The organism is Nocardioides aquaticus (genome assembly GCF_018459925.1).
GTDB lineage: Bacteria > Actinomycetota > Actinomycetes > Propionibacteriales > Nocardioidaceae > Nocardioides > Nocardioides aquaticus.
Genome location: NZ_CP075371.1, coordinates 2403329 through 2428004, shown reverse-complemented (window position 1 = coordinate 2428004; position 24676 = coordinate 2403329). Strand labels below are relative to the sequence as shown.

The 24676-nt window shown below is 73.6% G+C and carries 30 protein-coding genes and 1 pseudogene; 19 read left to right on the top strand and 12 right to left on the bottom strand.

Annotated features, from left to right (window positions below; all coding sequences use genetic code 11):
* Positions 1–21: 21 nt before the first annotated feature.
* Positions 22–2202 (bottom strand): ATP-binding protein, encoded by a 2181-nt coding sequence (locus tag ENKNEFLB_RS11790; RefSeq protein WP_214055614.1) that lies wholly within the window; start codon positions 2200–2202, stop codon positions 22–24.
* Between the two features lie 324 nt (positions 2203–2526).
* On the opposite strand from ENKNEFLB_RS11790, the gene ENKNEFLB_RS11785 reads away from it, so the two are divergent.
* Positions 2527–3408: an aldo/keto reductase gene (locus ENKNEFLB_RS11785; RefSeq protein ID WP_214055613.1), complete on the top strand. Its 882-nt coding sequence runs from the start codon at positions 2527–2529 to the stop codon at positions 3406–3408.
* Positions 3409–3423: 15 nt separating this feature from the next.
* Here ENKNEFLB_RS11785 and ENKNEFLB_RS11780 read toward each other — a convergent pair whose 3' ends face one another.
* Positions 3424–4257 carry a class I SAM-dependent methyltransferase gene (locus ENKNEFLB_RS11780; protein ID WP_214055612.1) on the bottom strand — a complete coding sequence of 278 codons (834 nt, stop codon included), beginning with the start codon at positions 4255–4257 and terminating at the stop codon, positions 3424–3426.
* A 59-nt stretch (positions 4258–4316) separates the two neighbouring features.
* Between ENKNEFLB_RS11780 and ENKNEFLB_RS23175 the strand changes: the two are divergent.
* A pseudogene (locus ENKNEFLB_RS23175) lies at positions 4317–5134 on the top strand (alpha/beta fold hydrolase).
* 24 nt (positions 5135–5158) lie between these two features.
* On the opposite strand, the gene ENKNEFLB_RS11770 reads toward ENKNEFLB_RS23175, so the two are convergent.
* Positions 5159–5728, bottom strand: coding sequence for a GNAT family N-acetyltransferase (locus ENKNEFLB_RS11770; RefSeq protein ID WP_214055611.1), 570 nt, complete (start codon positions 5726–5728; stop codon positions 5159–5161).
* 67 nt (positions 5729–5795) lie between these two features.
* Between ENKNEFLB_RS11770 and ENKNEFLB_RS11765 the strand changes: the two genes are divergently transcribed.
* The 4 genes from ENKNEFLB_RS11765 (at position 5796) to ENKNEFLB_RS11750 (ending at position 8399) form a co-directional block, all read left to right on the top strand.
* On the top strand, positions 5796–6374 hold the full coding sequence (locus ENKNEFLB_RS11765) for a TetR/AcrR family transcriptional regulator (protein WP_214055610.1): 579 nt from the start codon (positions 5796–5798) through the stop codon (positions 6372–6374).
* Positions 6371–7543: a GDSL-type esterase/lipase family protein gene (locus tag ENKNEFLB_RS11760; protein ID WP_214055609.1), complete on the top strand. Its 1173-nt coding sequence runs from the start codon at positions 6371–6373 to the stop codon at positions 7541–7543. The genes ENKNEFLB_RS11765 and ENKNEFLB_RS11760 overlap by 4 nt, the downstream gene beginning before the upstream one ends.
* Before the next feature lie 25 nt (positions 7544–7568).
* Positions 7569–8093 (top strand): SGNH/GDSL hydrolase family protein, encoded by a 525-nt coding sequence (locus tag ENKNEFLB_RS11755; protein ID WP_214055608.1) that lies wholly within the window; start codon positions 7569–7571, stop codon positions 8091–8093.
* 117 nt (positions 8094–8210) lie between these two features.
* On the top strand, positions 8211–8399 hold the full coding sequence (locus tag ENKNEFLB_RS11750; RefSeq protein WP_214055607.1) for a hypothetical protein: 189 nt from the start codon (positions 8211–8213) through the stop codon (positions 8397–8399).
* 205 nt (positions 8400–8604) lie between these two features.
* On the opposite strand, the gene ENKNEFLB_RS11745 is transcribed toward ENKNEFLB_RS11750, so the two are convergent.
* Complete coding sequence (locus ENKNEFLB_RS11745; RefSeq protein ID WP_214055606.1) at positions 8605–9006, bottom strand: hypothetical protein; 402 nt, start codon at positions 9004–9006, stop codon at positions 8605–8607.
* Between the two features lie 133 nt (positions 9007–9139).
* Positions 9140–9631, bottom strand: coding sequence for a hypothetical protein (locus tag ENKNEFLB_RS11740; RefSeq protein WP_214055605.1), 492 nt, complete (start codon positions 9629–9631; stop codon positions 9140–9142).
* A gap of 300 nt (positions 9632–9931) precedes the next feature.
* Here ENKNEFLB_RS11740 and ENKNEFLB_RS11735 point away from each other — a divergent pair, with 300 nt between their 5' ends.
* A complete protein-coding gene (locus ENKNEFLB_RS11735) occupies positions 9932–10105 on the top strand; it encodes a CsbD family protein (RefSeq protein ID WP_214055604.1) in 174 nt (57 codons plus the stop codon).
* 107 nt (positions 10106–10212) lie between these two features.
* On the opposite strand, the gene ENKNEFLB_RS11730 is transcribed toward ENKNEFLB_RS11735, so the two are convergent.
* Positions 10213–10479 (bottom strand): VOC family protein, encoded by a 267-nt coding sequence (locus tag ENKNEFLB_RS11730; RefSeq protein WP_420830501.1) that lies wholly within the window; start codon positions 10477–10479, stop codon positions 10213–10215.
* Between the two features lie 150 nt (positions 10480–10629).
* Between ENKNEFLB_RS11730 and ENKNEFLB_RS11725 the strand changes: the two genes are divergently transcribed.
* Entirely contained in the window at positions 10630–11157 is a 528-nt protein-coding gene (locus ENKNEFLB_RS11725) for a hypothetical protein (RefSeq protein ID WP_214055603.1), read from the top strand.
* 10 nt (positions 11158–11167) lie between these two features.
* Positions 11168–11785 (top strand): hypothetical protein, encoded by a 618-nt coding sequence (locus ENKNEFLB_RS11720; protein ID WP_246535491.1) that lies wholly within the window; start codon positions 11168–11170, stop codon positions 11783–11785.
* Positions 11786–11795: 10 nt separating this feature from the next.
* On the opposite strand, the gene ENKNEFLB_RS11715 is transcribed toward ENKNEFLB_RS11720, so the two are convergent.
* From ENKNEFLB_RS11715 to ENKNEFLB_RS11705, 3 genes are all read right to left on the bottom strand, one after another.
* A complete protein-coding gene (locus tag ENKNEFLB_RS11715; RefSeq protein ID WP_214055602.1) occupies positions 11796–12923 on the bottom strand; it encodes an ATP-binding protein in 1128 nt (375 codons plus the stop codon).
* Between the two features lie 53 nt (positions 12924–12976).
* Positions 12977–14821, bottom strand: coding sequence for an L-lactate permease (locus tag ENKNEFLB_RS11710; RefSeq protein WP_214055601.1), 1845 nt, complete (start codon positions 14819–14821; stop codon positions 12977–12979).
* Between the two features lie 175 nt (positions 14822–14996).
* A complete protein-coding gene (locus ENKNEFLB_RS11705) occupies positions 14997–15656 on the bottom strand; it encodes a DUF1684 domain-containing protein (RefSeq protein ID WP_214055600.1) in 660 nt (219 codons plus the stop codon).
* Between the two features lie 174 nt (positions 15657–15830).
* Here ENKNEFLB_RS11705 and ENKNEFLB_RS11700 point away from each other — a divergent pair, with 174 nt between their 5' ends.
* Genes ENKNEFLB_RS11700 through ENKNEFLB_RS11680 form a run of 5 tightly spaced genes read left to right on the top strand, consistent with a single transcriptional unit; the run spans position 15831 to position 19597 of the window.
* Positions 15831–16796, top strand: coding sequence for a hypothetical protein (locus ENKNEFLB_RS11700; RefSeq protein ID WP_214055599.1), 966 nt, complete (start codon positions 15831–15833; stop codon positions 16794–16796).
* Between the two features lie 20 nt (positions 16797–16816).
* Positions 16817–17209 (top strand): HNH endonuclease signature motif containing protein, encoded by a 393-nt coding sequence (locus tag ENKNEFLB_RS11695; RefSeq protein WP_214055598.1) that lies wholly within the window; start codon positions 16817–16819, stop codon positions 17207–17209.
* Between the two features lie 57 nt (positions 17210–17266).
* Complete coding sequence (locus ENKNEFLB_RS11690) at positions 17267–17914, top strand: GNAT family N-acetyltransferase (protein ID WP_214055597.1); 648 nt, start codon at positions 17267–17269, stop codon at positions 17912–17914.
* Positions 17911–18825 (top strand): phosphotransferase, encoded by a 915-nt coding sequence (locus ENKNEFLB_RS11685; protein WP_246535490.1) that lies wholly within the window; start codon positions 17911–17913, stop codon positions 18823–18825. The genes ENKNEFLB_RS11690 and ENKNEFLB_RS11685 overlap by 4 nt, the downstream gene beginning before the upstream one ends.
* Positions 18826–18862: 37 nt before the next feature.
* A complete protein-coding gene (locus ENKNEFLB_RS11680) occupies positions 18863–19597 on the top strand; it encodes an SGNH/GDSL hydrolase family protein (protein WP_214055596.1) in 735 nt (244 codons plus the stop codon).
* On the opposite strand, the gene galE is transcribed toward ENKNEFLB_RS11680, so the two are convergent.
* Entirely contained in the window at positions 19585–20562 is a 978-nt protein-coding gene (gene galE / locus ENKNEFLB_RS11675) for a UDP-glucose 4-epimerase GalE (RefSeq protein ID WP_214055595.1), read from the bottom strand. The two genes, ENKNEFLB_RS11680 and galE, sit on opposite strands and share 13 nt — an antisense overlap.
* Positions 20563–20629: 67 nt before the next feature.
* Positions 20630–21358, bottom strand: a complete 729-nt coding sequence (locus tag ENKNEFLB_RS11670) for a class E sortase (protein ID WP_214055594.1) — start codon at positions 21356–21358, stop codon at positions 20630–20632.
* Between the two features lie 50 nt (positions 21359–21408).
* Between ENKNEFLB_RS11670 and ENKNEFLB_RS11665 the strand changes: the two genes are divergently transcribed.
* Positions 21409–21861 (top strand): DoxX family protein, encoded by a 453-nt coding sequence (locus ENKNEFLB_RS11665; protein ID WP_214055593.1) that lies wholly within the window; start codon positions 21409–21411, stop codon positions 21859–21861.
* 16 nt (positions 21862–21877) lie between these two features.
* Here ENKNEFLB_RS11665 and ENKNEFLB_RS11660 read toward each other — a convergent pair whose 3' ends face one another.
* Positions 21878–22225, bottom strand: coding sequence for a DUF2695 domain-containing protein (locus ENKNEFLB_RS11660; protein ID WP_214055592.1), 348 nt, complete (start codon positions 22223–22225; stop codon positions 21878–21880).
* Between the two features lie 91 nt (positions 22226–22316).
* Here ENKNEFLB_RS11660 and ENKNEFLB_RS11655 point away from each other — a divergent pair, with 91 nt between their 5' ends.
* From ENKNEFLB_RS11655 to ENKNEFLB_RS11640, 4 genes are all read left to right on the top strand, one after another.
* On the top strand, positions 22317–23153 hold the full coding sequence (locus tag ENKNEFLB_RS11655) for an aldo/keto reductase (RefSeq protein ID WP_214059434.1): 837 nt from the start codon (positions 22317–22319) through the stop codon (positions 23151–23153).
* A gap of 83 nt (positions 23154–23236) precedes the next feature.
* Positions 23237–23452, top strand: a complete 216-nt coding sequence (locus tag ENKNEFLB_RS11650; RefSeq protein ID WP_214055591.1) for a hypothetical protein — start codon at positions 23237–23239, stop codon at positions 23450–23452.
* Complete coding sequence (locus ENKNEFLB_RS11645) at positions 23449–23898, top strand: hypothetical protein (RefSeq protein ID WP_214055590.1); 450 nt, start codon at positions 23449–23451, stop codon at positions 23896–23898. Before ENKNEFLB_RS11650 ends, ENKNEFLB_RS11645 begins: the two co-directional genes overlap by 4 nt.
* Positions 23899–23973: 75 nt before the next feature.
* Positions 23974–24657, top strand: a complete 684-nt coding sequence (locus ENKNEFLB_RS11640) for a peptidylprolyl isomerase (RefSeq protein WP_214055589.1) — start codon at positions 23974–23976, stop codon at positions 24655–24657.
* The last annotated feature ends 19 nt before the right edge of the window (positions 24658–24676 follow it).

Genomic DNA, 24676 nt, shown 5'->3' with positions numbered 1-24676 from the left:
TGGGACCGGTCGCGGTCCAGGTCAGGCGGGGTGCGCGCGGGAGCCCTCACCTGTGGGGGTGACACCGTCGGGGGCCGCGGGAAGCGTCAGCCGGAAGACGGTGCCACCGCCCGGGACCCGGTCGGCCACGACCGTCCCGCCGTGCCGCTCCACGGTGCTGCGGACGATGGACAGCCCGAGGCCCGTGCCGCGGTAGTCGCCGCGGTGGGCGCGGTGGAAGGAGTCGAAGACGGCGTCGAGCTGGTCGTGGGGGATGCCGATGCCGTTGTCGGTGACCTCGACGACGACCACGTCCTCGGTGCGGCGTCCCTGGACCGTGACGACCGGGACCACGCCGGGGGCGACGTACTTGACCGCGTTCCCGACGAGGTTGTCGAGGACCTGCCGCAGCTGGCCGGCGTCCCCGGCGACCGGGGGGAGCGCCCCGACCTCGATCCGGGGCCGGCCGCCGCCCACCGGCTCCTCCGACCACCGGGCCGCGACCTCGACGGCGATCGCGCCGAGGTCCACCGCGTCGTGGGCCAGGGTGGCGTCGCGCGCGGTGACGAACGTCAGCAGGTCGTCGATCAGGTCGCGCATCCCGGTGGTCGCCACCCCGATCCGGGCCAGCGCGCGCGACGCGGTCGGCGGCACGGGGCCGTCACCGGCCATCGTGGCGACCTGGGTGGCCAGCACCTCGGTCCAGCCCGAGACCGTGCTCAGGGGGCTGACGAGGTCGTGCGCCACGACCCCGGCGAAGGAGGCCAGGCCGTCGCGCTCGCGGCGCTCGGCCGTCACGTCGTGGTAGACGACGAGCGTGGCCGGGCGACCGCCGCCGACGCGGACCGCGCTGGCCCGGACCTCCAGGCGGCGTGCCTCCCCGCCGTCGGCCGGGACCACGAGGAGGTCCCGGGGCGGCGAGACGCCGTCGGGCTCGTCGGCGTCCCGCGCGGCCCGGCCGCGCAGCAGGCTGTCGACGGTCGTCTCCTGCCCGTCGGGTCGCAGCACCTTCATCCGGCGGTGGTCGACGTGGGTGCCGACCGCGGCCGCGCCGCCCCCGGTCAGCCTCGCGCCGGCGTCGTTGCGCAGCAGCACGGTCCCGTCGTCGCCGATCAGCACGACGCCCTCCGCCATCGCCCCCAGCACCCGGGTCAGGGTCTCGGCCTGGTCCGAGGCGCCGGACCGGGCGAGGTCGAGGTCGGCGTGGAGACGACGTCGCTCGGCGGCGTCCAGGGCCAGGACCATCGTCAGTGCGACCACGAACGCCACCCAGAGCTGGGTGACCGAGGCGGCGTCGCGTGCCGCGCCCTGCGGGACGAAGCCGCCGAGCCCGAGGACCGCCGTGACGACGACCGTGCTGGCGAGGAGCACGGCGTGGACGTTCGCCCCGAGCGGGCTGAGCCGCAGCCCGGCCCAGACGCTGGTCGCCAGCACCAGGAACGACAGCGACAGCCGGTCGTGGGTGGTGAGGACCACCAGGACCGCCAGCGCCGTGACGGCGTACAGGGCGAGCACCTCGACGGGGCTGTCGCGCACGGCGCCCCGCGGGTCGTCGTGGCCGCCCTCCGCACCCCGTCCCGCGCGGTGCTGCTGCCAGCGGTCACGGGCGAGCAGCACCACCGGGACGATCGCGATGACGCCCGCGAGGTTGCGGACGGCGAGCTCGAGCCCGGGGGCCGTGCTCCCGCGCAGCAGCGGCACCCAGGTGATCTCGACGGCCACCAGGGCCGAGACCAGGCAGGCCGAGACCCCGGCGAGCAGGACGTAGGCGACGTCCCGGCCGGCCCGCAGGGTCGGTCCGTCGGCGGCCGAGCGCGGGCCCCGCAACCGGGGTGCGACCAGCCCGAGCACGCCCCCGAACACCAGGCCGAGCGCCACCGCGACCAGACCCAGGTCGCGGGCGAGGGCCCAGGGTGCGCCCGTGGCGAGGTTGACGCCGGCGGCGGCGGCGAAGAGGACGGCCGAGTCGACGACCAGGGAGCGTCGCCACCCGAGCATCGCGAACCAGACCGCGATGACGCCGTTGGCCGGCCAGATCAGGGCCAGCGACCCGCCCTCCGGCACGGTGAGACGGCCGAGGTAGGCGAAGAACAGGTAGCCGAGCGCACCGGCCGCGGTGACGGCCCACCGACCGGGGCCGCTCCGCGGTGGCCAGGCCGCTGCGGCCTGGCCCGCGCCGGTCGACGGGGACTCCGCCGAGGACGTCGACGGGGCCGCGGGCACGGCCGCCGCGGGCCCTCCGGCGGCGTACGCCGGTGCCGGCTGCGCGGGGTCGGTGAGACCGGGGACCTCCGCCTGGCGCCCGGGGGGCGCCGCGGTCGACCCCGTGCTCGACCCCGTCGTCGACCCCGGGTCGGGGGGCCTGCCACGCCACCGCGGGCGTGCACTGAGGATCGTCATGGACTGCCTGTCGCTGGGAGGGGTGCCACGGCGCCGGGACGGCGACATCATGACGCACGGGGGGTCCTCCCGACCAGGGTCGACCGCCCCTCGTGGAGCCGGCACCCGGGTGAGGCGGCACCGGGGGTCGCGCGGTAGGACGGGGGCATGAAGACACGACACATCGGCAACGACTCCGTCGGCCGGGTCGAGGTGGGCGCGATCGGGCTGGGCCTGATGACCTTCGACCAGTCCGGGGCCGCTCCGCGTGAGCAGCTGCTCGACACGGTCCGTACCGCCCTCGACCACGGCGTGACCCTCTTCGACACCGCCGACGCCTACGGCCACGGTGACGCGGGCGCCGACGCCCAGGGCCAGAACGAGACCCTGGTCGCGGGCCTGCTCGACGAGCTCGGCGTGCGCGACCGGGTCCTCCTGGCCACCAAGGGCGGCCACGTGCGCACGGAGGGCGGCGACTGGGGTCTCGACTCCTCGCCGGAGCACCTGCGCGCGGCCGTCGACGCGAGCCTGCAGCGCCTCGGGGTGGAGCAGATCGCGCTGTGGCAGCACCACCGGCCCGACCCGGACGTGCCCTACGAGGAGGTCGTGGGCACCCTGCGGGAGATCCACGAGTCCGGCAAGGTCGCGATGGTCGGCCTCTCGAACGCCGACCCCGACCAGATCCGGCTGGCGCACGAGGTCGTCGGCAGCGGCCTGGTGAGCGTGCAGAACCAGTTCTCGCCGAAGTTCCGCAGCAGCCGACCCGAGATCACGGTCTGCGAGGAGCTCGGGCTGGCCTTCCTGCCGTGGAGCCCGCTGGGCGGGCTCAACGACGCCAAGGAGCTCGCGCAGAAGCACCCGGCCTTCGCCGAGGTCGCCGAGGAGCGCGGGGCGAGCGCCCAGCAGGTGGCGCTGGCCTGGTCCCTGGCGCAGTCCGACTGCGTCATCCCGATCCCCGGCGCCAAGCGCCCGCAGTCGGTGAAGAGCTCGGCCGCGGCGGCCGACCTGGTCCTGAGCGCCGACGAGCTGCGCCGTCTCGACGCCGACTGAGCCCGTCCCCGGGGCTCAGACCACGGCCAGCAGCTCGCCGTGCAGCAGGGACAGCCACCCGTCCGGGTCGGCCGCCCAGGTGCGCCAGCCCGCGGCGACCCGCTCGAGGTCGTCGCGGGTGGCCCGGCCCTCGGAGACCAGCTGCTCGGCCAGCGCCGAGGCGGTGATCCGGTCGGCCCACAGCCCGCCCCACCAGGCCCGGTCCTCGGGGGTGGCGAAGCACCAGGTGCTCGAGGACGGGCGCAGGTCGGTGAGTCCCGCGGCGCGGGCCCATGACAGCAGCCGGCGGCCCGCGTCCGGCTCGCCGCCGTTGGCCCGCGCCGCGTCGCGGTACAGGACCAGCCACTCGTCGAGCTCGGGCACGCGCGGCCACCAGGTGAAGGCGGCGTAGTCGCTGTCCCGCACGGCGACCAGGCCACCGGGCCGCGTGACCCGACGCATCTCGCGCAGCGCCTGCACGGGGTCGGCGACGTGCTGCAGCACCTGGTGGGCGTGGACGACGTCGACGCTGTCGTCGGGCAGGTCGAGGGCGTGGACGTCGCCGACGACGAGCTCCACCCCGGTGACGCCCTGGGCCGTGAGCTCGCGGCGGGTCAGGTCGAGGGCGTCCTCGCCGACCTCGAGCGCGGTGACCCGGCCCGGAGCCACCGCCCGCGCCAGGTCGGCGGTGATCGTGCCCGGCCCGCTGCCGACGTCGAGCAGGTGCAGACCGTCGGTGCCGGCGACCCGCTGCGCGAGCTCCGGCAGCACCGCCAGGAGGTGGCCGGCGGAGTTCTCGGCGGTGCGCCAGCGGTGCGAGCGCAGGACGGACTCGTGGTGGCCGTGGGTGTAGACGTGCTCCGGGGTCATGCGTCGAGGCTAGGACCGCGGGTCCGGGGCGACGGGTGGCGTCTCACTAGGCTGGGCCGGTGAGCAGCGCCGAGGACCAGACGCCGACCATCCACGCCACCGAGGTCGGCGACACCGGCCCGCGGGTGGTCTTCCTGCACGGTCTCTTCGGCCAGGGCCGCAACTTCACCCAGGCCGCGAAGGCGCTGGTGCCCGACCTGCGCTCGGTGCTGGTCGACCTGCCCAACCACGGCCGCTCCGCGTGGACGGAGGAGGCCGACTACGTCGTGGTCGCCGAGGTGGTCGCCACCTGGCTGCGGACGACGTACGGCGGGGAGCCGGTGCACCTCGTGGGCCACTCGATGGGGGCAAGGTGGCGATGGTGCTGGCGCTGAGCCACCCCGACCTCGTCGACCGGCTGGTCGTGGTGGACATCTCGCCGGCGACCAGCGACGGCGCGGGCGAGTTCGAGCACCTGCTCGGGGCGCTGGCCGGCGTCGACCTGACGACGCTGGAGCGGCGCGGTGACGCCGACGAGCAGCTGCGGGAGGCGATCGACGACGAGCGGGTCCGCGGCTTCCTGCTGCAGAACCTGCGCTCCGGCTCCGGCTCGGAGGGCGGCGGCTTCCGCTGGCAGGCGAACCTGGACCTGCTCCGCCGCGAGCTGGCCGACATCGGGGGCTTCCCCGACCTGGAGGCGGCCTTCGACCACCCGGTGCTGTGGATGGCGGGGGAGCGGTCGCGCTACGTGCTGCCCGAGCACGAGCCGGCGATGCGGCGCCTGTTCCCCCGCACCACCCAGGTCACCATCAAGGGCGCCGGGCACTGGGTGCACTCGGAGAAGCCGGAGGCGTTCGTGTCGGCGCTGCGGGTCTTCCTCACGGCCGGCGACCGCTGAACCCGGTCGGTCCCGCCTCGGCGCTCAGGCGGGTCGCCGCACGACCACCCGGGGGAAGCCGCCCGAGACGGCGTCGGTGTCGGCCACCTTGGTGAAGCCGGCCGACTCGAACAGCGCGAGCGTGCCGACGTAGGCCATGGTCAGGTCGACCTTCGCCCCCCGGTTGTCCACCGGGTAGCCCTCGACGGCGGGGGCGCCCTGGCTCTCGGCGTAGTCGGCCGCCCCGGTCACCAGGTGGGGCGCGATGCCGCGGCCACGGAACCCGGCCCGCACCTTCACGCACCACAGGGACCAGGCGGGGAGGTCGTCGACGTGGGGGATCGTGCGGGAGCGGGCGAACGGCAGGGTCGAGCGGGGCGCGACCGCCGCCCAGCCGACGACCTCGTCCCCGTCGTAGGCCAGCACCCCGGGCGCCACGACCTGCTCGAGCAGCCGCTCGACGTACGCCCCACGCTCGGGTCCGACGAGGGCGTTGTTCGTCCGGGAGTCGAGGCGGTGGCTGAGGCACCAGCACACCGAGGACGTCGGGTTGCGGGGGCCGAGGACGGCCGCCACGTCGGGGAAGCGTTGGGCGGGACGGATCGTGACCTCCATCGAGCGACCGTAACCCGGGCGTTCCTCAGGGTCATCGGCAATCACCTAAGGGTGTTAGGATCGCGGCATGGAGCGAGCAGGACTGAGCACCCGACGGGTGGCCGAGGCGGGGGCGGAGCTGGCCGACGAGGTGGGCTTCGACCGGGTCACCGTCTCGGACCTGGCCCGACGGCTTGAGGTGGCGACCCCGAGCCTGTACTCCCACGTGGCCGGGTCGACCGGGCTCCGCACGCAGATCGCGCTGCTGGCGCTGGAGGAGATGGCCGACCGGTCGGCGGAGGCGCTGGCGGGCAGGTCGGGCCGGGAGGCCCTGGCCGCGCTGGGCAGCAGCTACCGGACCTACGCCCGGGAGCACCCCGGCCGGTACGCCGCCGCCCGGCTGCCGATGGACACCACCACCGCCGCGGCCAGTGCCGGGCCGCGGCACGCCGCGATGACGCGCGCGCTGCTGCGCGGCTACGACCTCACGGAGCCGGACTCCACGCACGCCGTACGCCTGCTCGGCAGCCTGTTCCACGGGTGGAGCAGCCTGGAGCTGGCCGGCGGGTTCGACCACAGCGCGCCCGACGCCGGCACCAGCTGGGAGCGGGTCGTCGACGCGGTCGACCACCTGCTGCGGACCTGGCCGGGGGAGGAGCAGCGATGACGGACCAGACGTGGGTGACGACCCCGGTCACCGCCGCGCTGCTCCGCGGTGCGCTCGAGGTCGAGCAGACGCCGCGAGGGATCCTCCCGCACCGGTTGCCGGCTCGGGCCCGGGCGCAGTGCGCGGACCCGCAGCTGGCGCTGGCCGAGAGCCAGCCGGCCGGCGTACGCCTGGCGCTGCGGACGACCGCGACCGTCCTCGAGCTCGACACGGTGCCGACCAAGCGTGTCTACACGGGGCTGCCGCCTCGTCCGGACGGCGTCTACGACGTGGTGGTCGACGGGCGGCTCGTCGTGCAGGGGAGCGTGAGCGGGGGTGACGTCCTCGAGATCGACATGAGGACGGGCCAGGTCGCGCTGCGGGAAGGACCGGCCGGCACGCTGCGCATCGACGGGCTGGGCGCGGGGGAGAAGGACGTCGAGATCTGGCTGCCCCACGACGAGACCACGGTCGTCGGGACGCTGCGCTCCGACGCCCCGGTCGCGCCGCTGTCGCCGTCGGGTCGGCGGACCTGGCTGCACCACGGCAGCTCGATCAGCCACGGGTCGAACGCCACCAGCCCGATGGGGACCTGGCCGGTGGTCGCCGCGCGGCGCGGTGGCGTGGAGCTGGTCAACCTGGGGCTCGGCGGGAGCGCGCTGCTGGACCCGTTCACGGCCCGGGCGATGCGCGACACCCCGGCGGACCTGCTCAGCGTGAAGCTCGGCATCAACGTGGTGAACCTCGACCTGATGCGACGGCGGGCGTTCGGCCCGGCGGTCCACGGGTTCCTGGACACGATCCGCGACGGGCACCCCGACGTGCCGCTGGTCGTCGTCACGCCGGTGCTGGCGCCGATCCACGAGGACACCCCCGGTCCGGCGGCGCCGGACCCGGCCGCCTTCGCGGAGGGCCGGGCGGGCTTCGTGGCCACCGGTGACCCGGCCGACGTCGCCTCGGGCCGGTTGACGCTGCGGGTCGTGCGCGAGGAGCTGGCGGCGGTCGTCGCCCAGCGCCGGCGCGAGGACCCGCACCTCCACCTGGTCAGCGGGCTCGACCTCTACGGACCTGCCGAGCACGACGCGATGCCGCTGGCCGACGGACTGCACCCCGGCCCGGAGGCGCACCGGACGATCGGTGAGCGGTTCGCGGCGCTGGCCTTCGGCGACGGCGGCGCGTTCGCGCCCTGAGGCCCGGGGTCGGTACGGTCCGGCGATGCGCATCGTGCTGCTCGGCGACAGCCACCTCGCCCGGATCACCGACGACCTCGACCGGATCGGTGACGACGTCGTGAACGCCGCAGTGGGCGGCTCGGTGGCTGCGGACGTGCTCGCCCAGGCCGACGCGGTCGGGGTCGGCCCGCGCGACGTCGCGGTGGTCTCGGTCGGCACCAACGACGCCGCTCCCTGGAAGCAGGTGGACCCGGACGACTTCCGGGCGCAGCTGGAGCGGCTGGTCGAGCAGGTGCAGCCGTACCGCTGGGTGCACGTCGCGCCGCCCGGGGTCGACGAGCTGCGGATGGAGCGCGAGGTGGACCGCACCAACGAGCTGGTCGCGCGCTACCAGCGGATCGGGGGAGTCGTCCTCGGCGACGCGGGTGCGGAGCTGGTGGACACCCCGCGGGTGCTCTCGCGGCTGGGGTCGGAGGCGTTCGTCGACGACGGCGTCCACTTGTCCGCGGCCGGGTACGCGCTGCTGGTGCCGGCGATCGCGGACGCGGTCGAGGATGCCGTCGGCTGAGCCGGCGGTGGCAGGTCCGCGGCGGGCTCCATGACCCCGACCCTGCGTGCACGTTATGTCATCACTGACCCGGCGCGCCGCCTCATACGCCCTACGAGAGAGGACCAGGCCTGAGCGATGATCGAGCCGACCTTCATTGCTGTGACCACCGCCCTGGTGGTGGTCGCCGTCCTGGTCCTGGTCGTCCAGGGCAGGAAGGGCAGGCCGAGAACACCGACCCGCCGGTGGAGGTCAGCACACGAGCCCGGGTTGTCCCGGTCGCGCTGGCGCTCGTCAGCCTCGTCGTGGCTGCTGTCCGGGCAGTGAGAGGCGGCCAGGAGCTCGTCGCGGCTGTCACCGGCTTCGGAGCACTCGGAGCTGCGGCGTACGTCGCCTACCTCTGGTCCCGCGGACGCCCGGCCCAGGCGCCCTGACCTGACGACCCGCAGTGCCGATAAGTGACATTATGTCAGATCAGGTCAGGCTGGCACTCCTCTTGGGCCCCGACCGTGAATGACAACGGTGTCGTCACTCAGGCTCCGGTCGGAGCCCCGTTCGGCGTCGACCGCCAGGGCCGACCCGCATTGGTCCGTCGGTAGGCAGAGATGACCAGAGCCATCAGCAGCCCCTGGAGGATCAGCGACTCGGCCGCGCGCCACGCGATCTCGCCGTCGGCGACCGAGAGATAGATCGTCCATGCGACGGTCGCGGCCACGATGAACACCCACACCACCAGCAGTGGCCGCCAGAACGTCACGTGGTCGCGGTCCTGCCGCGAGCCCACCATGTACGCGATGACCCCGTAGACCATGGCGCTGCCGACGAACGACACCGCGCCGCGCCAACCGTTCGCGAGGGCCTCGAGGTTCAGCAGGACCACGACCACCCAGAGCCCGGCGGCCCAACGGTGTCGGTTTCGCGCGATCGACTCCACGGCGCGCACTCTACGTACGGTGCAACGACCGATGATGTCGTCACGACCGACGCCAAGCGCCGTGCGGCAGTGCCACGTCGAGTGGCCTGCGACTCGCCTCGATCACGGACCTCCACCACTGCCGAGTGACAGCTCAGCACCGCTTTCGCCAGATCACCGAGTAGCCGGTCGTGACCCAGAAGGTCTCACCGTCCGCCTCGTACTCGATCCGGACACCCGAGATGTCTGCTGAATCCGCGTCATCCCCGGAGCGAAGGAGAACGACGAGGTTGGCCTGCGAGTTCGGGTCGATCCTCCCGACAGGCTCGAAACCCCGCTTCTGCAAGCGCTCGGCGGAGGGCCATCCCAGCAGTGTGCCCACCAGTAGGTTTCTCAGTGGGCCCTGATAGCTGCCTTTGATCTCGAGGTTCCGGGCATCGACGAGCGACACGTCCGTGATCTGCAGGACGGCATCAGATTCGTTGTAGAGCACCTCGCTTCCATGCACGACATCACCGGCGGTCTCGAAATCGGGCAGGCACCACTCGCCGCTGCCCTCCGTGACTGCCAAGGGACCGGGATCGGCGTCGCCCAGCGTGGCGACTGTGCAGCCCGCGGCCACGAGGCCGGTGAGGACCACGCCCACGGCCAACCCCCTGGATCGGAGGGCGGCTCTCCGCGACATTCCTGGTCCTCCGTCTGGAATCGGTGCTCGTCACCCGGGTGTCCGAGGAGCGTTGGCGCATTCCTACTAGACGCCGCCTCCTGGAGGCTGCAGAACGACCGCCATTCTTCGGCAGCGTGCGTGGCCGCGGCCGGGCGCCGGTGCGGAAGCCACTGGATCCACGTGGTGCAGGTCACCCACGAATGGTGTGACGACACTGCGTGAGCACACGACTACCCAGTGTTCGAAGCAGTCACCACATCGATTCAAGGAGGAATCACCATGGGTATCGCTGACAAGGCCAAGAACGCCGCTCAGGACGCGCTCGGCAAGGCCAAGGAGGTCGCCGGCGACGTGACCGACAACGACAAGCTCAAGGCCGAGGGCAAGTCCGACCAGACGAAGGCGTCGGCGAAGCAGACCGGCGAGGACGTCAAGGACGTCTTCAAGAACTGACGCATCACGGGCTCCGGCCCGCATCCGTACGACCCGTCCCGGATCGCCGGGGCGGGTCGTCGTCGTCCCGGCTCCCCCGGCCGACGGTCGTCGTCAGGCGTTCGTCGTCACGCGGTCGTCAGCAGGCAGAACGGGTGGCCCGCCGGGTCGGCCAGCACGTAGAGCGCCTCGTCCTGATCGTGGGAGCGGTCGAGCAGCACCGCAGCGCCGAGCGAGACGGCCCGGTCCTTGTGCCGCTCGAGCTCCGCGCGGCCGCCCACCGAGAAGTCCAGGTGAAGCTGCATCGGCACCTGGTGGGTCGGCCAGGTCGGTCGGGCAAGGGGCTCGTCGACGCGCTGCACGGCGACCGTACGACGCCCGGTCGGTACCCCCAACCCATGAGCTCGCGGTAGAACTCGGCGAGTCCGCGGGCGTCGTTGGCGTCCAGGGCGGTGTGCATCAGGCGCGGGTGCTCCACCACTCCGTTGTACCCCACCTCACGGCGGGTCGCGTGACGTGGCGCACACAGTGTGGGATCAAGGGGCATGCGCATCTCGAAGGCGGCCGTCGCCGCCACCCTGGTCCTCGGCGTGGCCGCTCCCCTGGGCCTCGCTCCTCCCGTCCACGCCGCGACGGGGGTGGTGAGCGACCCGGTCGGTGACGCCGGTGGTCCTCAGCGCCTCGACGTCACCCGCGCCACGGTGCACAACAAGGACCGTCTTGTCGTAGCCCGGGTCAACCTCGCTGAGGACGAGAAGGGCGACATCATCGTGAGCCTCGACCCGCGCGGCGACTCGGGCCTGCGGTTGATCGCCACGAAGAAGGCCGACGGCTCGGTCCGCGAGCAGATCCTCCCCGGTGCGTTCACCGACCGCGGTGACATCGATCGGCCCACCCCGTGCCGCGGGCTGCGGGTGCGGTGGGCCGAGGACGTCGCCCGGCTGGCGATGCCGTCGGCCTGCCTGCACGACGGTGACTACGGGGCGGTCCGGTTCTCGGTCCTCACCGAGAACGGAGCCGACTCCGACATCGCCCCCGACCGTGGCACCTCGGGCTGGATCCCCCGCGGCTGACCGGCCGGCCGTGGACCATGACGAGTCCGTCCGCCTGTTCGGGCCCTGGGCGCCTCGCACGCCCGCCGATGCCGCGGCACTCCTCGCCGACTACCCGGGGCGGTGGTGGATCGCCGGAGGGTGGGCGATCGAGACGTACACGGGAGTCCTCCGGGAGCACGGTGACGTCGATCCGAGCATCCCCCGCGCCGACGTCGGTCTCCTGCGCGAGCACCTGCGGGGCCGCCTCGACGTCTGGGCGGCGGACAGCGGGACGATGTGGCCGCTGCTGAGCGCCACCGACGACGTGCTCCCCCGCTCCTGCGAGAACCTGTGGCTGAGGGACGGCGGGGCAGCTCCGTGGGAGTACGACGTGATCCTGATGGACGCCACCGAGGAGACCTGGACGTTCAAGCGCGACGGCCGCATCACCCGCCCGCTGGAGGAGATCCTGGTCGCCCGGGACGGCATCGACTACCTGCGCCCCGAGGTGCAGCTGCTCCACAAGGCGCGCGGTCGGCGGCCGAAGGACGACCAGGACCTGGCGGCCTGCCTGCCGCTGCTGGACGCCGAGCCCCGCGCATGGCTGGTCGACGCGCTCGCCCTCGCCCATCCCGGGCACCCGTGGATCGCCCGGCTCCGCGCGTGAGGAGACCCTGTCAGAAGTGGTCGGGTCGCGACTGCAGGAACTCGCGCAGGTACGGGATGGTGAACCGCAGGTAGCCGCGCCGGCTCGGCTCGACGAGTCCGGCGACGATCAGCCGGGCGCGGTAGCGGGAGACGTACCCGTGGTCGCGCCCCATCCGCCGCTCGACGTCGGCGATCGAGGACTCCCCCGTGTCGTCCTCGGCCATCGCCCGGACGAACGCCCGGTCGCCCTCGGAGAGGTCGTTGATCGCGGGTTCGTGGAGCGCGAACCCGGCCTCGCGGACCGCGGCGGCGACCCCGGCGCGTACGTGGTCCGCGGTGATCCGCGGCGCCGCCGGGTCCTGGCGCCAGACCTGGTCGCCGATCACCTGGACGAGGTACGGGTACCCGTGCGTGGCCAGCGCCATCGCCGCCACCTCGGCCTCGGCGACCTCGCGACCCGCCTGCAGGATCGGCACCCGCAGCGCCTCCTCGGCGGCGACGGGCGTCAGTGGTTCGAGGACGAACCGGCGGGCGCGGCGCAGGAAGGTGGAGACGTCGGAGGCCAGCAGGTCCTGGACCGCGGCCGGCAGCCCGGCGGCGGCGAAGGCGACCGGGCGCTCCTCGCGGAACGCGTGCTGGACCACGGCGCAGAGCTGGGCGACGTCGGCGCGGCCGTCACGGGCGTGCACCTCGTCGAGCGTGACGAGCACCCCGGTCCCGTGCTCGTCGAGGACGTCGGTGAGGGCGTTGAGCTGGCGGCGCAGGCCGCCGGGGCCGGTCTCGGCCGGCAGCTCGAACTCGAGCCCGCCGAGGCCCGAGGGCAGCGAGAAGCCGCGGACGCGACGGCGCGAGGACGGTGCCTGGCGCATCAGGTCGGCCAGCTCGGGCAGACCGTCGTGGGTCAACCGGTCCAGCAGCCCGGCCGTCGCAGTCTCCGAGACCACCAGCCAGCCGCGCTCGCGGGCCAGCGCCTCGGCCTCGTTGAGCACGACCGTCTTGCCGATGCCGCGGTTGCCGGTCAGCAGCGCCGCCCGCCCGGCCGCGCCGGGACCGGCGTCGAGCGCGTCACCGAGCTCGGCCAGGATCGCGTCGCGCCCCGACACCAGCGGGGGGCTGGTGCCGAAGGACGGGCGGAACGGGCTACGCGGCGGGGCCATCCGCCCATCCTTCATCAACGTTCATCAAACGTCGATGCTTTCATCGACCTTCATCAAGATCGACGCCGACCGCCTGCCCCGGAACCCGCGGCGGGCCCGTCTCCCCCGGCCCGGCCGGCACCGTCCGCGTGCGACCGGACGGGCTGGCGACGCATCAGCACGACCAGGGCCGCGAGTCCGAGGAGCACGGCGACCAGCAGGAACGACCCGGCGTTCAGGCCGAACCCGTTGATCCAGACGAACGAGATCGCACCGGCGGCCAGGCAGTAGTAGACGGTCGGGATGATCGTCTTGCGGATCAGGTCGCCCTCGCGCCCGAGCAGCCCGACCGTCGCGGAGGCGGCCACGATGTTGTGGATCGTGATCATGTTGCCCGCAGCGCCACCGACGGCCTGGGTGGCCACGACGGTCTCCGGGCTCACTCCGATCTCCGTCGCGGTGGAGAACTGGAAGAGCGAGAAGGTCAGGTTGCTGACGGTGTTGCTGCCGGCCACGAAGGCGCCGAGCGCGCCGATCCAGGGTGCGATGATCGGCCATCCCTGACCGGTCAGCGCCGCGGCGCCCTCGGCGAGGACCAGCGGCATGCTCGCCATGCCCGAGGCGTTGAAGTCGGCGCCGGAGTTGATGAACACCCGCACCAGCGGCAGTGCGAAGAGCAGCGCGACCCCGGCGCCGGCGATCTGGCTGCCGGCGACCTTCCAGGACTGCTTGACCTGGTCGACCGACATCCGGTGGAGGACGTTGGTCAGCAGGCAGACCACCAGGAACACCGTGCCGGGCAGGAAGAGCGGCTGGACGGTCTGGCTGATCGCGGTGCCGAAGATGTTCTCGATCGGGATCGCGGTGGTGGTGTCCAAGAAGGTGGTCAGCGGCGGCACGGTGCGGGTCATCACGAGCAGCACCGCGACCACGGCGTACGGGGTCCAGGCCATCACGATCGACATCTTGCCGCCGGCGCGGACCGTGGCGTCGGGCTCGATGTTCCCGGTCCAGCGGGAGTCCCAGCGCTCGCGCGCCGGGAAGTCCCACGTCTCCTCGGGCATCAGGAAGCCCCTGCTGGAGGTGAACATGACCAGCGCCAGGCCGACCGCCCCACCGATGAGGGAGGGGAACTCCGGGCCGAGCGTCGCGGCGACCAGGACGTACGGGACGGTCATCGCCAGCGCCGCGTAGAGGGCGAACTTCCAGACCTTCAGCCCGTCCGCGAAGCGCTTGTTCTCCCCGAAGAAGCCGCACAGCAGGCAGACCAGGAACATCGGGATCAGGAACCCGATGATCGCGTGCATCGAGGCGACCTCGAGAGCGACCCGGGAGACGTAGTCGGGCATGGTCACGCCGAGCACCGAGATCCGGTCCTCGACCCCGGGGGCGCCGGCGAGACCCTCGCCGATGCCCACGACCATCGGCGTGCCGACGGCCCCGAAGCTCACCGGGGTGCTCTGGATGATCAGACCGACCATCACCGCAGCCATGGCCGGGAAGCCCAGAGCCAGCAGCAGCGGCGCCACGACGGCGGCCGGGGTGCCGAAGCCGGAGGCGCCCTCGATGAAGCTGCCGAAGAGCCAGCCGATGATGATCGCCTGGACGCGACGGTCCGGGCTGATGGTGGTGAAGCCGGCGCGGATGGTGGACATCGCGCCGCTCTTGGTCAGCGTCTCGAGCAGCAGCAGCGCCCCGAAGACGATCCAGAGCAGCGTCAGCGCGATGATCAGCCCCTGGACGCTCGCCGCGGCGACGGCGACAGAGTCCATGTCCCACACCGTCAGGGCGATCACCACGACCACGACGAAGCCGATCGGCATCGCGTGCTTGGCCGGCCATCGCAGGCCGGCGATCAGCACGCCGATGACCGCGATCGGGGCGAGGGCGAACAGGCTGAGCACGAGGAGGCTGTCCATCGAGGATCCTTCGTTGCGGGAGGAGGCTGGTTGGACCGGCCGGCAGGTCGTACCGGCGTGCGAGAACAGGTTTCCGTAGTGCGGAAACGTGCGGCGTAGAGCCCACAGGGTGCCGAACGGCCCGGTATGTGTCAAGCGACACATCTGAGGTGCGTCCGGCCGACCGGGGCGTGCCTCAGGACAGCCGCTCGCCCGCCTCGACGCGTGCGCTGACGGTGTTTCCCTCCGGCGCCAGCGGGCACTGCCAGCGTGGGTCGTAGCGGCACGACGGGTGGTAGGCGAAGTTCAGGTCCAGCACGATCTCGTCGCCGTGCCCGCCCAGCCACGCACCCTTGGCGGTGTCGAGCAGGTAACGGCCCCCGCCGTACGTCTCCTGCCCCGCCGTCCCGTCGCGCAGCGGCACGAACAGTCCCCCGCCGTACTGCGCGAGGCTCCAGACGTCGAGGCTCGCCCCGGCCGGGTCCGGCAGGTCGACGACCCCGATCCGTCGCAGCTCGAGGGTCCCGTCCTCCCCCACCACGACCGGCCGCACCTCCTGGGGCGCCGGCCGGACCGGGACCGAGAAGCGGTACGTCGGGTCGTAGTCGAACCAGGGCAGGCCGGTCTCGCGCAGCGGGTCGTCGACCGGCAGCGGCGACTGGGGGTGGCTGCGGAACAGCTCGTCGCGCGCTGCCCGCCAGGCGGCGTGGCCGCGGGCCGCCTCCCCCGCCGCCGCGGCGTCACGGGCGAGCCCGAAGGCGGCGCCCATCCGGTGGCGCCAGTCGACCAGCTCGAGGTGCTGGTCGGCGTGCTGGTCGGTGGGCTCGTCGGTGGGCTCGTCGGTGGGGCTGGTCACCGCCGGCACGCTACGCCGAGATGACGCTTGCGGCGCCTCGAGGTGACGCTCGCGGACACCCACCACCACCCTCCCACGACTGTAGGCGAACCTTTGTTCTACTGTTGCTCTGGCGTGGGTGGATAACCCCGTTTCAGCAGCACCGATGTCGGCGGCGAGTGCTTGAGTAGACCCATGACCACCACCCACGACACCCACACCGAGGCCGCCGACCTCGGGTGCGAGGGACCGTGGGAGCCGGCCCCGGCGCCGGTACGTCCCGGGGTCCGTGTCACCGGTGCCCTGCTCGACGCCCGGGGTGCGGTCTCGGCCGCGGCGGGGGTGTCGACCACGGCGTTGTCGAACGCCGACCTGACCACCGCCGCCCACGAGATCACCGCCCTGGAGTCGCAGGTCGCTGCCTACAAGCTCGCGGTCCTCGCCGAGGCGCGCGACCGCGGCCAGCACGGGCCCGTGGGCGATGAGGCAGACCCCGACCCCGCGGCGTGGTTGGCGAAGCTGACCGGCGACCCCACCGAGGTCCTGCGCGGCGGGCTCTGGATCGCCCGACTCCTCCAGACCAAGTACCACCACACCCGCCGTGCGCTGGAGGCCGGAACCCTGCGTCTCTCGCAGGCCAAGGTCCTCGTCCGTGCCGCCGAACGCGCCCCCAAAGCCCTGACGGCCGAGCAGATCACCGCAGCCGAGGAATCCCTCGTCCTCACCGCGACCGGCGAGTCGTCACCCACGAACACCAAGGGCCGACCCATGACCGCGGCACGGCTGCGTGACGAGGCTCGGCGGGTCTTCGCGAACATGCTCCCGGCGAAGGAGGAAGCGGACGCCGCGGAAGGCGACGATCTGGCTGCTGAGGAGGACGACGCGGCCCGGGAGTGCTACCTCTCCCTCAACGACCGGGGTGATGGGACCTTCCGTGGGACGTTCGTGATCCCGACCCTGCACGGCCGGATCCTGCAAGCAGCCCTCGAGCGCCTCACCGCCCCCGGCGCCACACCAAGGACTCGACCGGGGCCCCGATCACTGATGAGCCCGCCCAGCACGGCACCTCCTACGGGGAGAAGATCGGGGCGGGGTTCTGCGAGCTCATCGAGCACCTGCCCACCCAAGGTTTCGACCACGGCAACACCATCGGCCTGCTGATCACCGCAGCCCTGGACCAGATGGCCGCCGGCCTCGGGACCGGGACCCTGGCCACCGGCGAAGCGATCAGCATCCGCTCGATCCGGCGCCTGGCCTGCAACGCCGGCCACCTGCCGGTGGTCCTCGGTGGCGAGTCGATGCCCGTCGACGTCGGAAAGTCCCGGCGCAGGTTCACCCGCCACCAGTCCCACGCCCTCGCGGTCCTGCACGACACCTGCGGTATCGCGGGCTGCGAGAGGCCCTTCGCGTGGTGCGAGCTGCACCACCTCACCGAGTGGTCCAAGGGCGGACCCACCGACCTGGCCAACGCCCTCCCGCTGTGCGGACACCACCACCGCAAGGCCCACGACCCCGCCTACGAGATGCGCAGGCACCGAGGACGCGAGTACGTCCTGAAGAAGATCAGGCGGTAGGCCGGCCCGCCCGGATAACCCGATGACCCCGGCCCTCGCTGCTGGCAGGCTCCACCCGTGATCGACGACCACTGGCCCCTGTTCGGCCTCGAGGTGTCGACCCCCTCACTACGCCTGCGCCTGCCCCGGGAGCACGAGCTGGGCGCACTGGCCGACCTCGCCGCGCGCGGCGTGCACCCTCCCGACGAACGACCGTTCCTGACGCCCTGGGCCGAGGGCACGCCGGAGGAACGGGCGCGCTTCGTGCTGCTCGAGCACTGGGACCGCCTCGCCTCGTGGTCACCCGACGACTGGCGTCTGGGCCTCGGCGTCTTCACCACCGACGGCGAACCGGTCGGCGCCATCAGGCTGGCGGCCCGCGACTTCGGCGTCGTCCGCGAGGTCACGACCTACACCTGGCTGGGGTTGGAGCACCAGGGCCGGGGCCTCGGGACCGAGGCCCGACGCGGGGTGCTGTCCCTGGCCTTCGACCACCTCGCCGCCGCCTCCGCGCTCTCCTTCGTCTTCCCCGACAACCAAGCCTCCCAAGGCGTCTCGCGGAGCCTCGGCTACCGCCCGGACGGCACCACCCGCGACGCCCGCGGTGACGAGGTGCTCGTCTCCGACCGGCTCCGTCTCGACGCCGCCGACTGGGCCGAGGTGCGCGAGCCCGGCGTCACCGTCACCGGGCTGGACGCCTGCCGCGGGCTGCTCGGGGCGACGTGACCGACGAGGGGCCGCTGCACGAGGGCCAGCTGCCGGTGACCGCCGGCCTCGTCAGGCGACTCGTCGAGGACCAGCTCCCGCAGCACCGCTCCCTGCCCCTCCGTCCGGTGGCCGGCGGCGGGACCGTGTGCGCCGTCTTCCGGCTCGGCGAGGACCTGACGGTCCGACTTCCCCTCACCGGCGACGACGCCGTCCAGGTCGGGGCCGCTCTCCAGGCCGAGGCGAGGGCGTCGGCGGCGCTCGCGGTCGTCTGCCCGGTCCCGGCACCACTGCCCGTCGTCCTCGGCCGTCCCGGCCACGGCTACCCCCTCCCCTGGTCGGTCCAGACCTGGGTGCCCGGCCACGACGCCCTCGTCGAGGACCCGGCCGGGTCGGCTGCGTTCGCCGAGGACCTGGGGGTCGTCATCGACGCCTTCCGCGCCTCGGGCACCGGCGGACGGACCTTCGTCGGTGAGCGGCGGGACGGGCGTGGCGGGCACCTGCCCGACCACGACGAGTGGGTGGACCACTGTCTCGCGCAGAGCGTGGGTCACGACCTCGACACCGCCTCGCTCGGCGCGCTCTGGGACGACCTGCGCGACCTGCCGCCCGCCGGCCCGGACGTGATGACCCACGGCGACCTGATGCCCGGCAACGTCGTCGTCACCGACGGCCGCCTCGGCGGGCTGCTCGACACCGGCGGTTTCGGACCCGCCGACCGTGCCCTGGACCTCGTCGCGGCGTGGCACCTGCTCGGCGCCCCGGCCCGTGCCGTGCTCCGCGGACGCCTCGGATGCACGGACCTCGAGTGGGCCCGCGGTCGCGCCTGGGCGCTCCAGCAGGCCCTCGGCCTGGTCTGGTACTACGCCGGGTCGCACCCGGCCATCAGCCGCGTCGGGCGCCGGACCCTCGCTCGCGTGCTCGCCGGGTGAGGCCACGCCCGTGCACCCGGTCGGCACACTGGGATCCGTGACCGCGACCGAGCCCGACTGGGACACCAGCACCGGCCGTACGCCCGGGCCCGCGATGCGGCTGCTCAACGCCGTCGTCCCCGGGGTGCGCCGGGTGCGGGCGCAGGTGGACCGGTACGCCGCCGCGTGGCGCGACCACAACGCTCGCGCCGTCCGGGAGCCCCGTCGGCGCTGGGTCGTGCTCGGCGACTCGATGTCGCAGGGCGTCGGCGCCTCGGCGCACGACGCCGGCTGGGTCGGACAGCTCGACCAGCGCCTGCGCGCGGACGGCCACGACCTGGCCGTGCTCAACCTGTCCGCGACCGGCGCCCGCACCCGCGACGTCCTCGACCGCCAGCTGCCCGTGCTGGAGAGCCTGCCCACCCAGCCGGACGGCACCCCGGCCGCCCTGGTCACGGTGCTGGTCGGCTCCAACGACCTCTTCGGCGGACGCGAGGCGCGCGCGGCGCTGCCGAGCGCGATGGCCGAGCTGGTCGACCGGCTGCCGGCGGGGTCGCTGGTGCCCACGCTCCCCCAGCCGTCGGCGGCCGCCGACCTCGCCAACGAGCACGTCGTCCGCGCCGCTGCCCGGGGCCGGGTCGTGCTGGTCGACCTGCGCGAGACCGGCCCGACCTCGTGGCGGGGCCGGCTCGCGCCGGACTTCTTCCACCCCAACGACCTCGGGTACGCCGCGATGGCCGACGCCCTCGAGCCCGGGGTGCGCGCGGTGCTGCGGGCGGGTCAGCGCGGGTAGGCGTCCCCCGCGGCCTGGCGGGCCTGCCAGGCCGACGAGACCATCTCGTGCAGCGTGTGCCGCATCTGCCAGTCGAGGTCGCGCGCGGCCAGCTCGCCGGAGGCGACGATGCGGTCGGGGTCGCCGGCGCGGCGCGGCGCGACGTCCGGCGTGAAGTCGATGCCGGTCACCTCGCGGATGGTGTCCATGATCTCGCGGACCGACGTCCCGCCGCCGCTGCCGAGGTTGTAGACCCGCTCCACCGGCTCGTCGGCCGCCAGCCGCCGCGCGGCCGCCACGTGGGCCTCGGCGAGGTCGGCGACGTGGATGTAGTCGCGGACGCAGGTGCCGTCCGGCGTGGCGTAGTCGTCGCCGTTGATCCGCGGGTTGTCGCCGCGCACGAGCATGTCGAAGACCAGCGGGAACAGGTTGTGCGGGCTGGTGTCGAACAGGTCCGGCGACCCGGAGCCGACGACGTTGAAGTAGCGCAGGCTGGTGTGCTTCAGCCCCGTCGCGCGCCCGGCGGCGCGCAGCATCCACTCCCCGATCAGCTTGGTCTCGCCGTACGGCGACTCCGGCATCGTCGGGGTCGTCTCGGTGACCAGGTCGACGTCGGGCGTGCCGAAGGTGGCCGCGCTGGAGGAGAAGACGAGCTTGTCGGCACCCACGGCCTCCATGCACTGCATCAGGATCACCATCGCCGACACGTTCTGCTCGTAGGTGTGCAGCGGCCGCTGCATCGACACCCCGGCGTACTTGAAGCCCGCGACGTGCACGACCCCCTCGACCTGGTGCTCCTGCAGCGTGTGGTCGACCAGCTTGGCGTCCAGCACGCTGCCGTGCTCGAAGGGGACCCCCGCCGGCAGGAACTGCTCGAAGCCCGAGGAGAGGTCGTCGAGGACCACCACCGGGATGTCCGCGGCCTGGAAGGCCCGTACGACGTGCGAGCCGATGTAGCCCGCCCCTCCGGTCACCAACCAGGTCATCCGTCCTGCTCCCTCATCCTCGTCGACGTCGTGCGTGTGACCCGCAGACGCTAGCGGAGGCGGACGCTCAGGCCGGGCGCGACGCCACGAGGACGCCGATCTTGTCGATCCGGTGCTCGGGGTTGCCGTTCTCGTCGGACCAGTAGTTGCCTTCGGCGTGGTCCTCCGGCGTCGCGCAGGTCGACAGCGTGATCATCGCCCGCGTCGGCTCGGCGCCCGGCCGCCCCGGGACGGCGGCGCGCTGGGCCGCCAGCGACGCCGGCTCCCGGAACGACGTCTCGCGCGTCGTCCGCACCTCGTAGACGTAGTCGGTCCCGTCGGCCGTGACCGTCACCCGGTCCCCGCGCTCCAGCGACGGCAGCTCCAGGAACGGCTCGGTCGACGACAACCGGTGCCCGGTGACCAGGTAGTTGCCGACCCCGCCCGGCCCGACGCCGCCGTCGGGCCCGTACGGGCTGGCCAGGTCGCCGGCGTCCTGGATCACCGTGCCGGCCACGTCGTCGGTGGTCCCCCGGTAGGCCTGCACCGGGAAGTCACGCAGCCCGAGGTCGGGCACGCTCAACGTCGCCGCGCGCGGGGTGCCGTCGGAGGTGACCGGGCCGGTCGGCTCCAGGCGCTGCCCCGCCTCGGGGTCCGCCTGCGGCGCCGGTGGCGTCGACGCCCCGGTGGCCGGTACGCGGGCCGCGACGTCGCGCACCCGGTCGCTGGCCGGCTCGCGCTCCGGCGCGGCGGCACAGCCCGTCAGCGCGGCCAGTGCGGTCAGTGCCACGAGCGGGGCGGGCAGGGAGGACCTCATGCCCTCCGAGCGTAGCCAGACCGCGATGGGCGACCGGGCACGATGGTGGCGTGCCCCGCCCCTCCCCCGCCGCCCTCGTCCGGTCCCTCGCCCAGGCGGTGCTCGGCGCGTTCCTGGTGGCCGCCGGGACCGCCCACGTCACCGTCCTGCGCACGGAGTTCCGGGCGCAGGTCCCGCCGTGGGTCCCGCTGGACGTCGACCTGGTCGTGGTCGCCTCCGGCGTGGTCGAGGTCCTGGTCGGCGCCGCACTCCTGCTGACCCTCCTGCCCGGCCGGGCCGCGCGGGCACGCGTCGGCGCCGGCCTGGTCACGGCCGCGCTGTTCGTCGCGGTCTTCCCCGGCAACGTCGCCCAGTACGTCGAGGGCCGGGACGCCTTCGGGCTCGACACCGACCAGGCGCGCCTGGTCCGGCTGTTCTTCCAGCCGGTGCTGGTGGCCTGGGCGCTGTGGTGCACCGGCGCCGCCGGGTGGCTGCTCGCACGGCTCCGCGCGCGCCGGACCTGAGCAGCACTCCACCGGGTCACCAGCCCGACGGCACGTCCCACCGGGTCCGCCGCACCCAGTGCGCGCACGGCCTGGCCGAGGTGGCGCCCACCCCGGCGCACCCGGGCCACGGGACCGGCTCGGTCAGCTCGTCGGTGTCGAGGTCGCGCTGCCACAGCGTCCGCTCCGGCCACCAGCCGCGCTCCAGCACGGTGCAGTCGCAGCGGGCGCCGACGTCCTGCAGGCGTCGCTCCAGGCCGACCGCCGCCGGCACGCGGACGTCACGGAAGCGCACGGCGTGCGCCCAGTCGTGCGCGCAGCCGTCCTCGACCACCGCCCGCCGCAGGAAGCACAGCAGGCACTCGCTCTCGTCAGGGTCCGCCACCCGACCTGTCTACGACGGACCGCCGACAGCCCACCCCCACAGGCGACCGCCCCGTCGGTGCGCCCCCTAGGTTCGGCGCCATGACCTCCCCATCGACCTCCCGACGTACGAGCTGAACGACGGCACCACGATCCCGGCGGTCGGCTTCGGCACCTACCCGCTGTCCGACGACGACGGGATCACCGCGATCCAGAGCGCGCTCGAGGTCGGCTACCGCCTGCTCGACACGGCCGTGAACTACGGCAACGAGACCGAGGTCGGCGAGGCGCTGCGCCGCTCGGGCGTCCCCCGCGAGGAGGTCGTGCTGACCAGCAAGCTGCCCGGGCGCCACCACGGGTACGACGACGCCGTGGCCAGCGTGCACGAGTCCCTCGGCCGCCTCGGCGTCGAGCAGATCGACCTGCACCTCATCCACTGGCCGAACCCGTCGGTCGACTCCTACGTGGAGGCCTGGCGTGCCCTGGTCGACTGCCAGCGGGAGGGCCTGATCCGCTCCGTGGGCGTCTCGAACTTCACCCCGACCCACCTCGACCGGGTCATCGAGGCCACCGGTGTCACCCCGGCGGTCAACCAGATCGAGCTGCACCCGTACTTCCCGCAGGAGCAGATGCGCGCCGAGAACGAGCGCCGCGGCATCCGTACCTGCTCCTGGAGCCCGCTGGGCAAGCGGCAGGCGCCGTTCACGGAGCCGCCGGTGGCCGACGCGGCCGAGCGCCACGGCGTCACCCCCGGCCAGGTGATCCTGCGCTGGCAGGTCCAGCTCGGCGCCGTCCCGCTCCCCAAGTCCGCCACCCCGGAGCGGCAGCGCGCCAACCTCGACGTGCTCGGCTTTGCGCTCGACGACTCCGAGATGGCCGCGGTCACCGGGCTCGCCAGGCCCGACGGCCGGCTGTTCGGCGGCGACCCCGACACCCACGAGGAGATGTGAACCGGCCCCGCGCACGGGACGTCCCCGACGCCGAACCCGTGGGGGTGGGGATGCCTGCCCGCGGACGCCCGTAGGTTCGCGGCATGACCCGAAGCAGCGAAGAGCTCGAAGCCATGCAGGCCGTCGTCCAGCGTGTCGTCTCCTACCAGGACGGCGCCACCGAGGGCACCACCGAGAAGGAGCTCCGCTCCGCGTTCGGCGAGACCGACATCGACCCGTCCGAGGACGAGATCACCAAGCTGGTCGACGCCATCGAGGCGGACCCGGCCTCGGCCGACGCCGCCTCGGTCCTCGGGTGACCGAGGACCACCCCTCCCCCGAGCGTCCGGCCGAGGAGCACCGTCGACCGGCGGGCGTCAGCGACGCCACCGTCGAGGCCCTCGGCACGCTCTCGGAGGCGCTGGAGGTGGTCGAGCACGCGCGCGGCCACCTCTACGCCTTCCACCGGCTCTGCGGCACCGCCGACCTGACCCTGAGCAAGGCCGCCGACGAGCTGCGCGAGGCCGGGCACACCGACCTCGCCGACGCCGTCGAGCAGGACGTCATCGGCCGCAACATCCTCGAGGGCCGCTGGAGCTTCCAGGTCGTCGAGGAGTACGACGACGGCTACTACGCGGCGGTCAAGGACGCCGAACGACGCGCCCGCGACGAGCTGGTCGGCGGGCGGCGGCACCTGTTCGAGGCCGAGATGAAGGAGGACCGGCGCACCCGCGGCCGGCCCGACCACACCGCCACACCGGACTGACCGGGGCTGACCACGGGCCGTACGGGCGCCCACCCGACCGCGGCCGGGCTCCCACCGCCCACCTACGATCGCGGCATGATCCGCCCCCTGCGCCGTTCCGTCCGCCGCCCGCTCTCCGCCGCCGCCGTGCTGGTCGCTCTCTCCGCGGGCCTGAGCGCCTGCGGCGGGGACGACACGACCGCGACCGAGGAGCCGGCCGCCGCCGAGGGCGAGAGCTGCGCCTACCCCTCCGCCGGCACCGCCGCCACGGAGGTCGACGCCCCGCCGGCCACCGCCACCCAGACCGGCGAGGTCAGCGCGACCATCACGACCAGCGCCGGCGACGTGCCGATCACCCTCGACGCGGACGCCGCGCCCTGCACGGTCAACTCGTTCGTGTCCCTCGCCGAGCAGGACTACTTCACCGACACCCCGTGCCACCGGCTGACCACCGCGGGCATCTTCGTGCTCCAGTGCGGCGACCCGACCGGCACCGGCACCGGCGGCCCCGGGTACTCCTTCCCCGACGAGCTCACCGGCGAGGAGACCTACGGCCCCGGCACGCTCGCGATGGCCAACGCGGGCCCCGACACCAACGGCTCGCAGTTCTTCATGGTCTTCGACGACAGCCCGCTGGACCCCGACTACACCGTGTTCGGGTCGATCAGCGAGGAGGGCCTCGCGGTGGTCCAGGAGGTCGCGGACGCCGGCGCCGAGGGTGGCGCGCCCGACGGCCCGCCGGCCGAGCCCGTCGAGATCACCGGCGTCACCATCGGCTGACGGCGCCGGTCGACGCTGC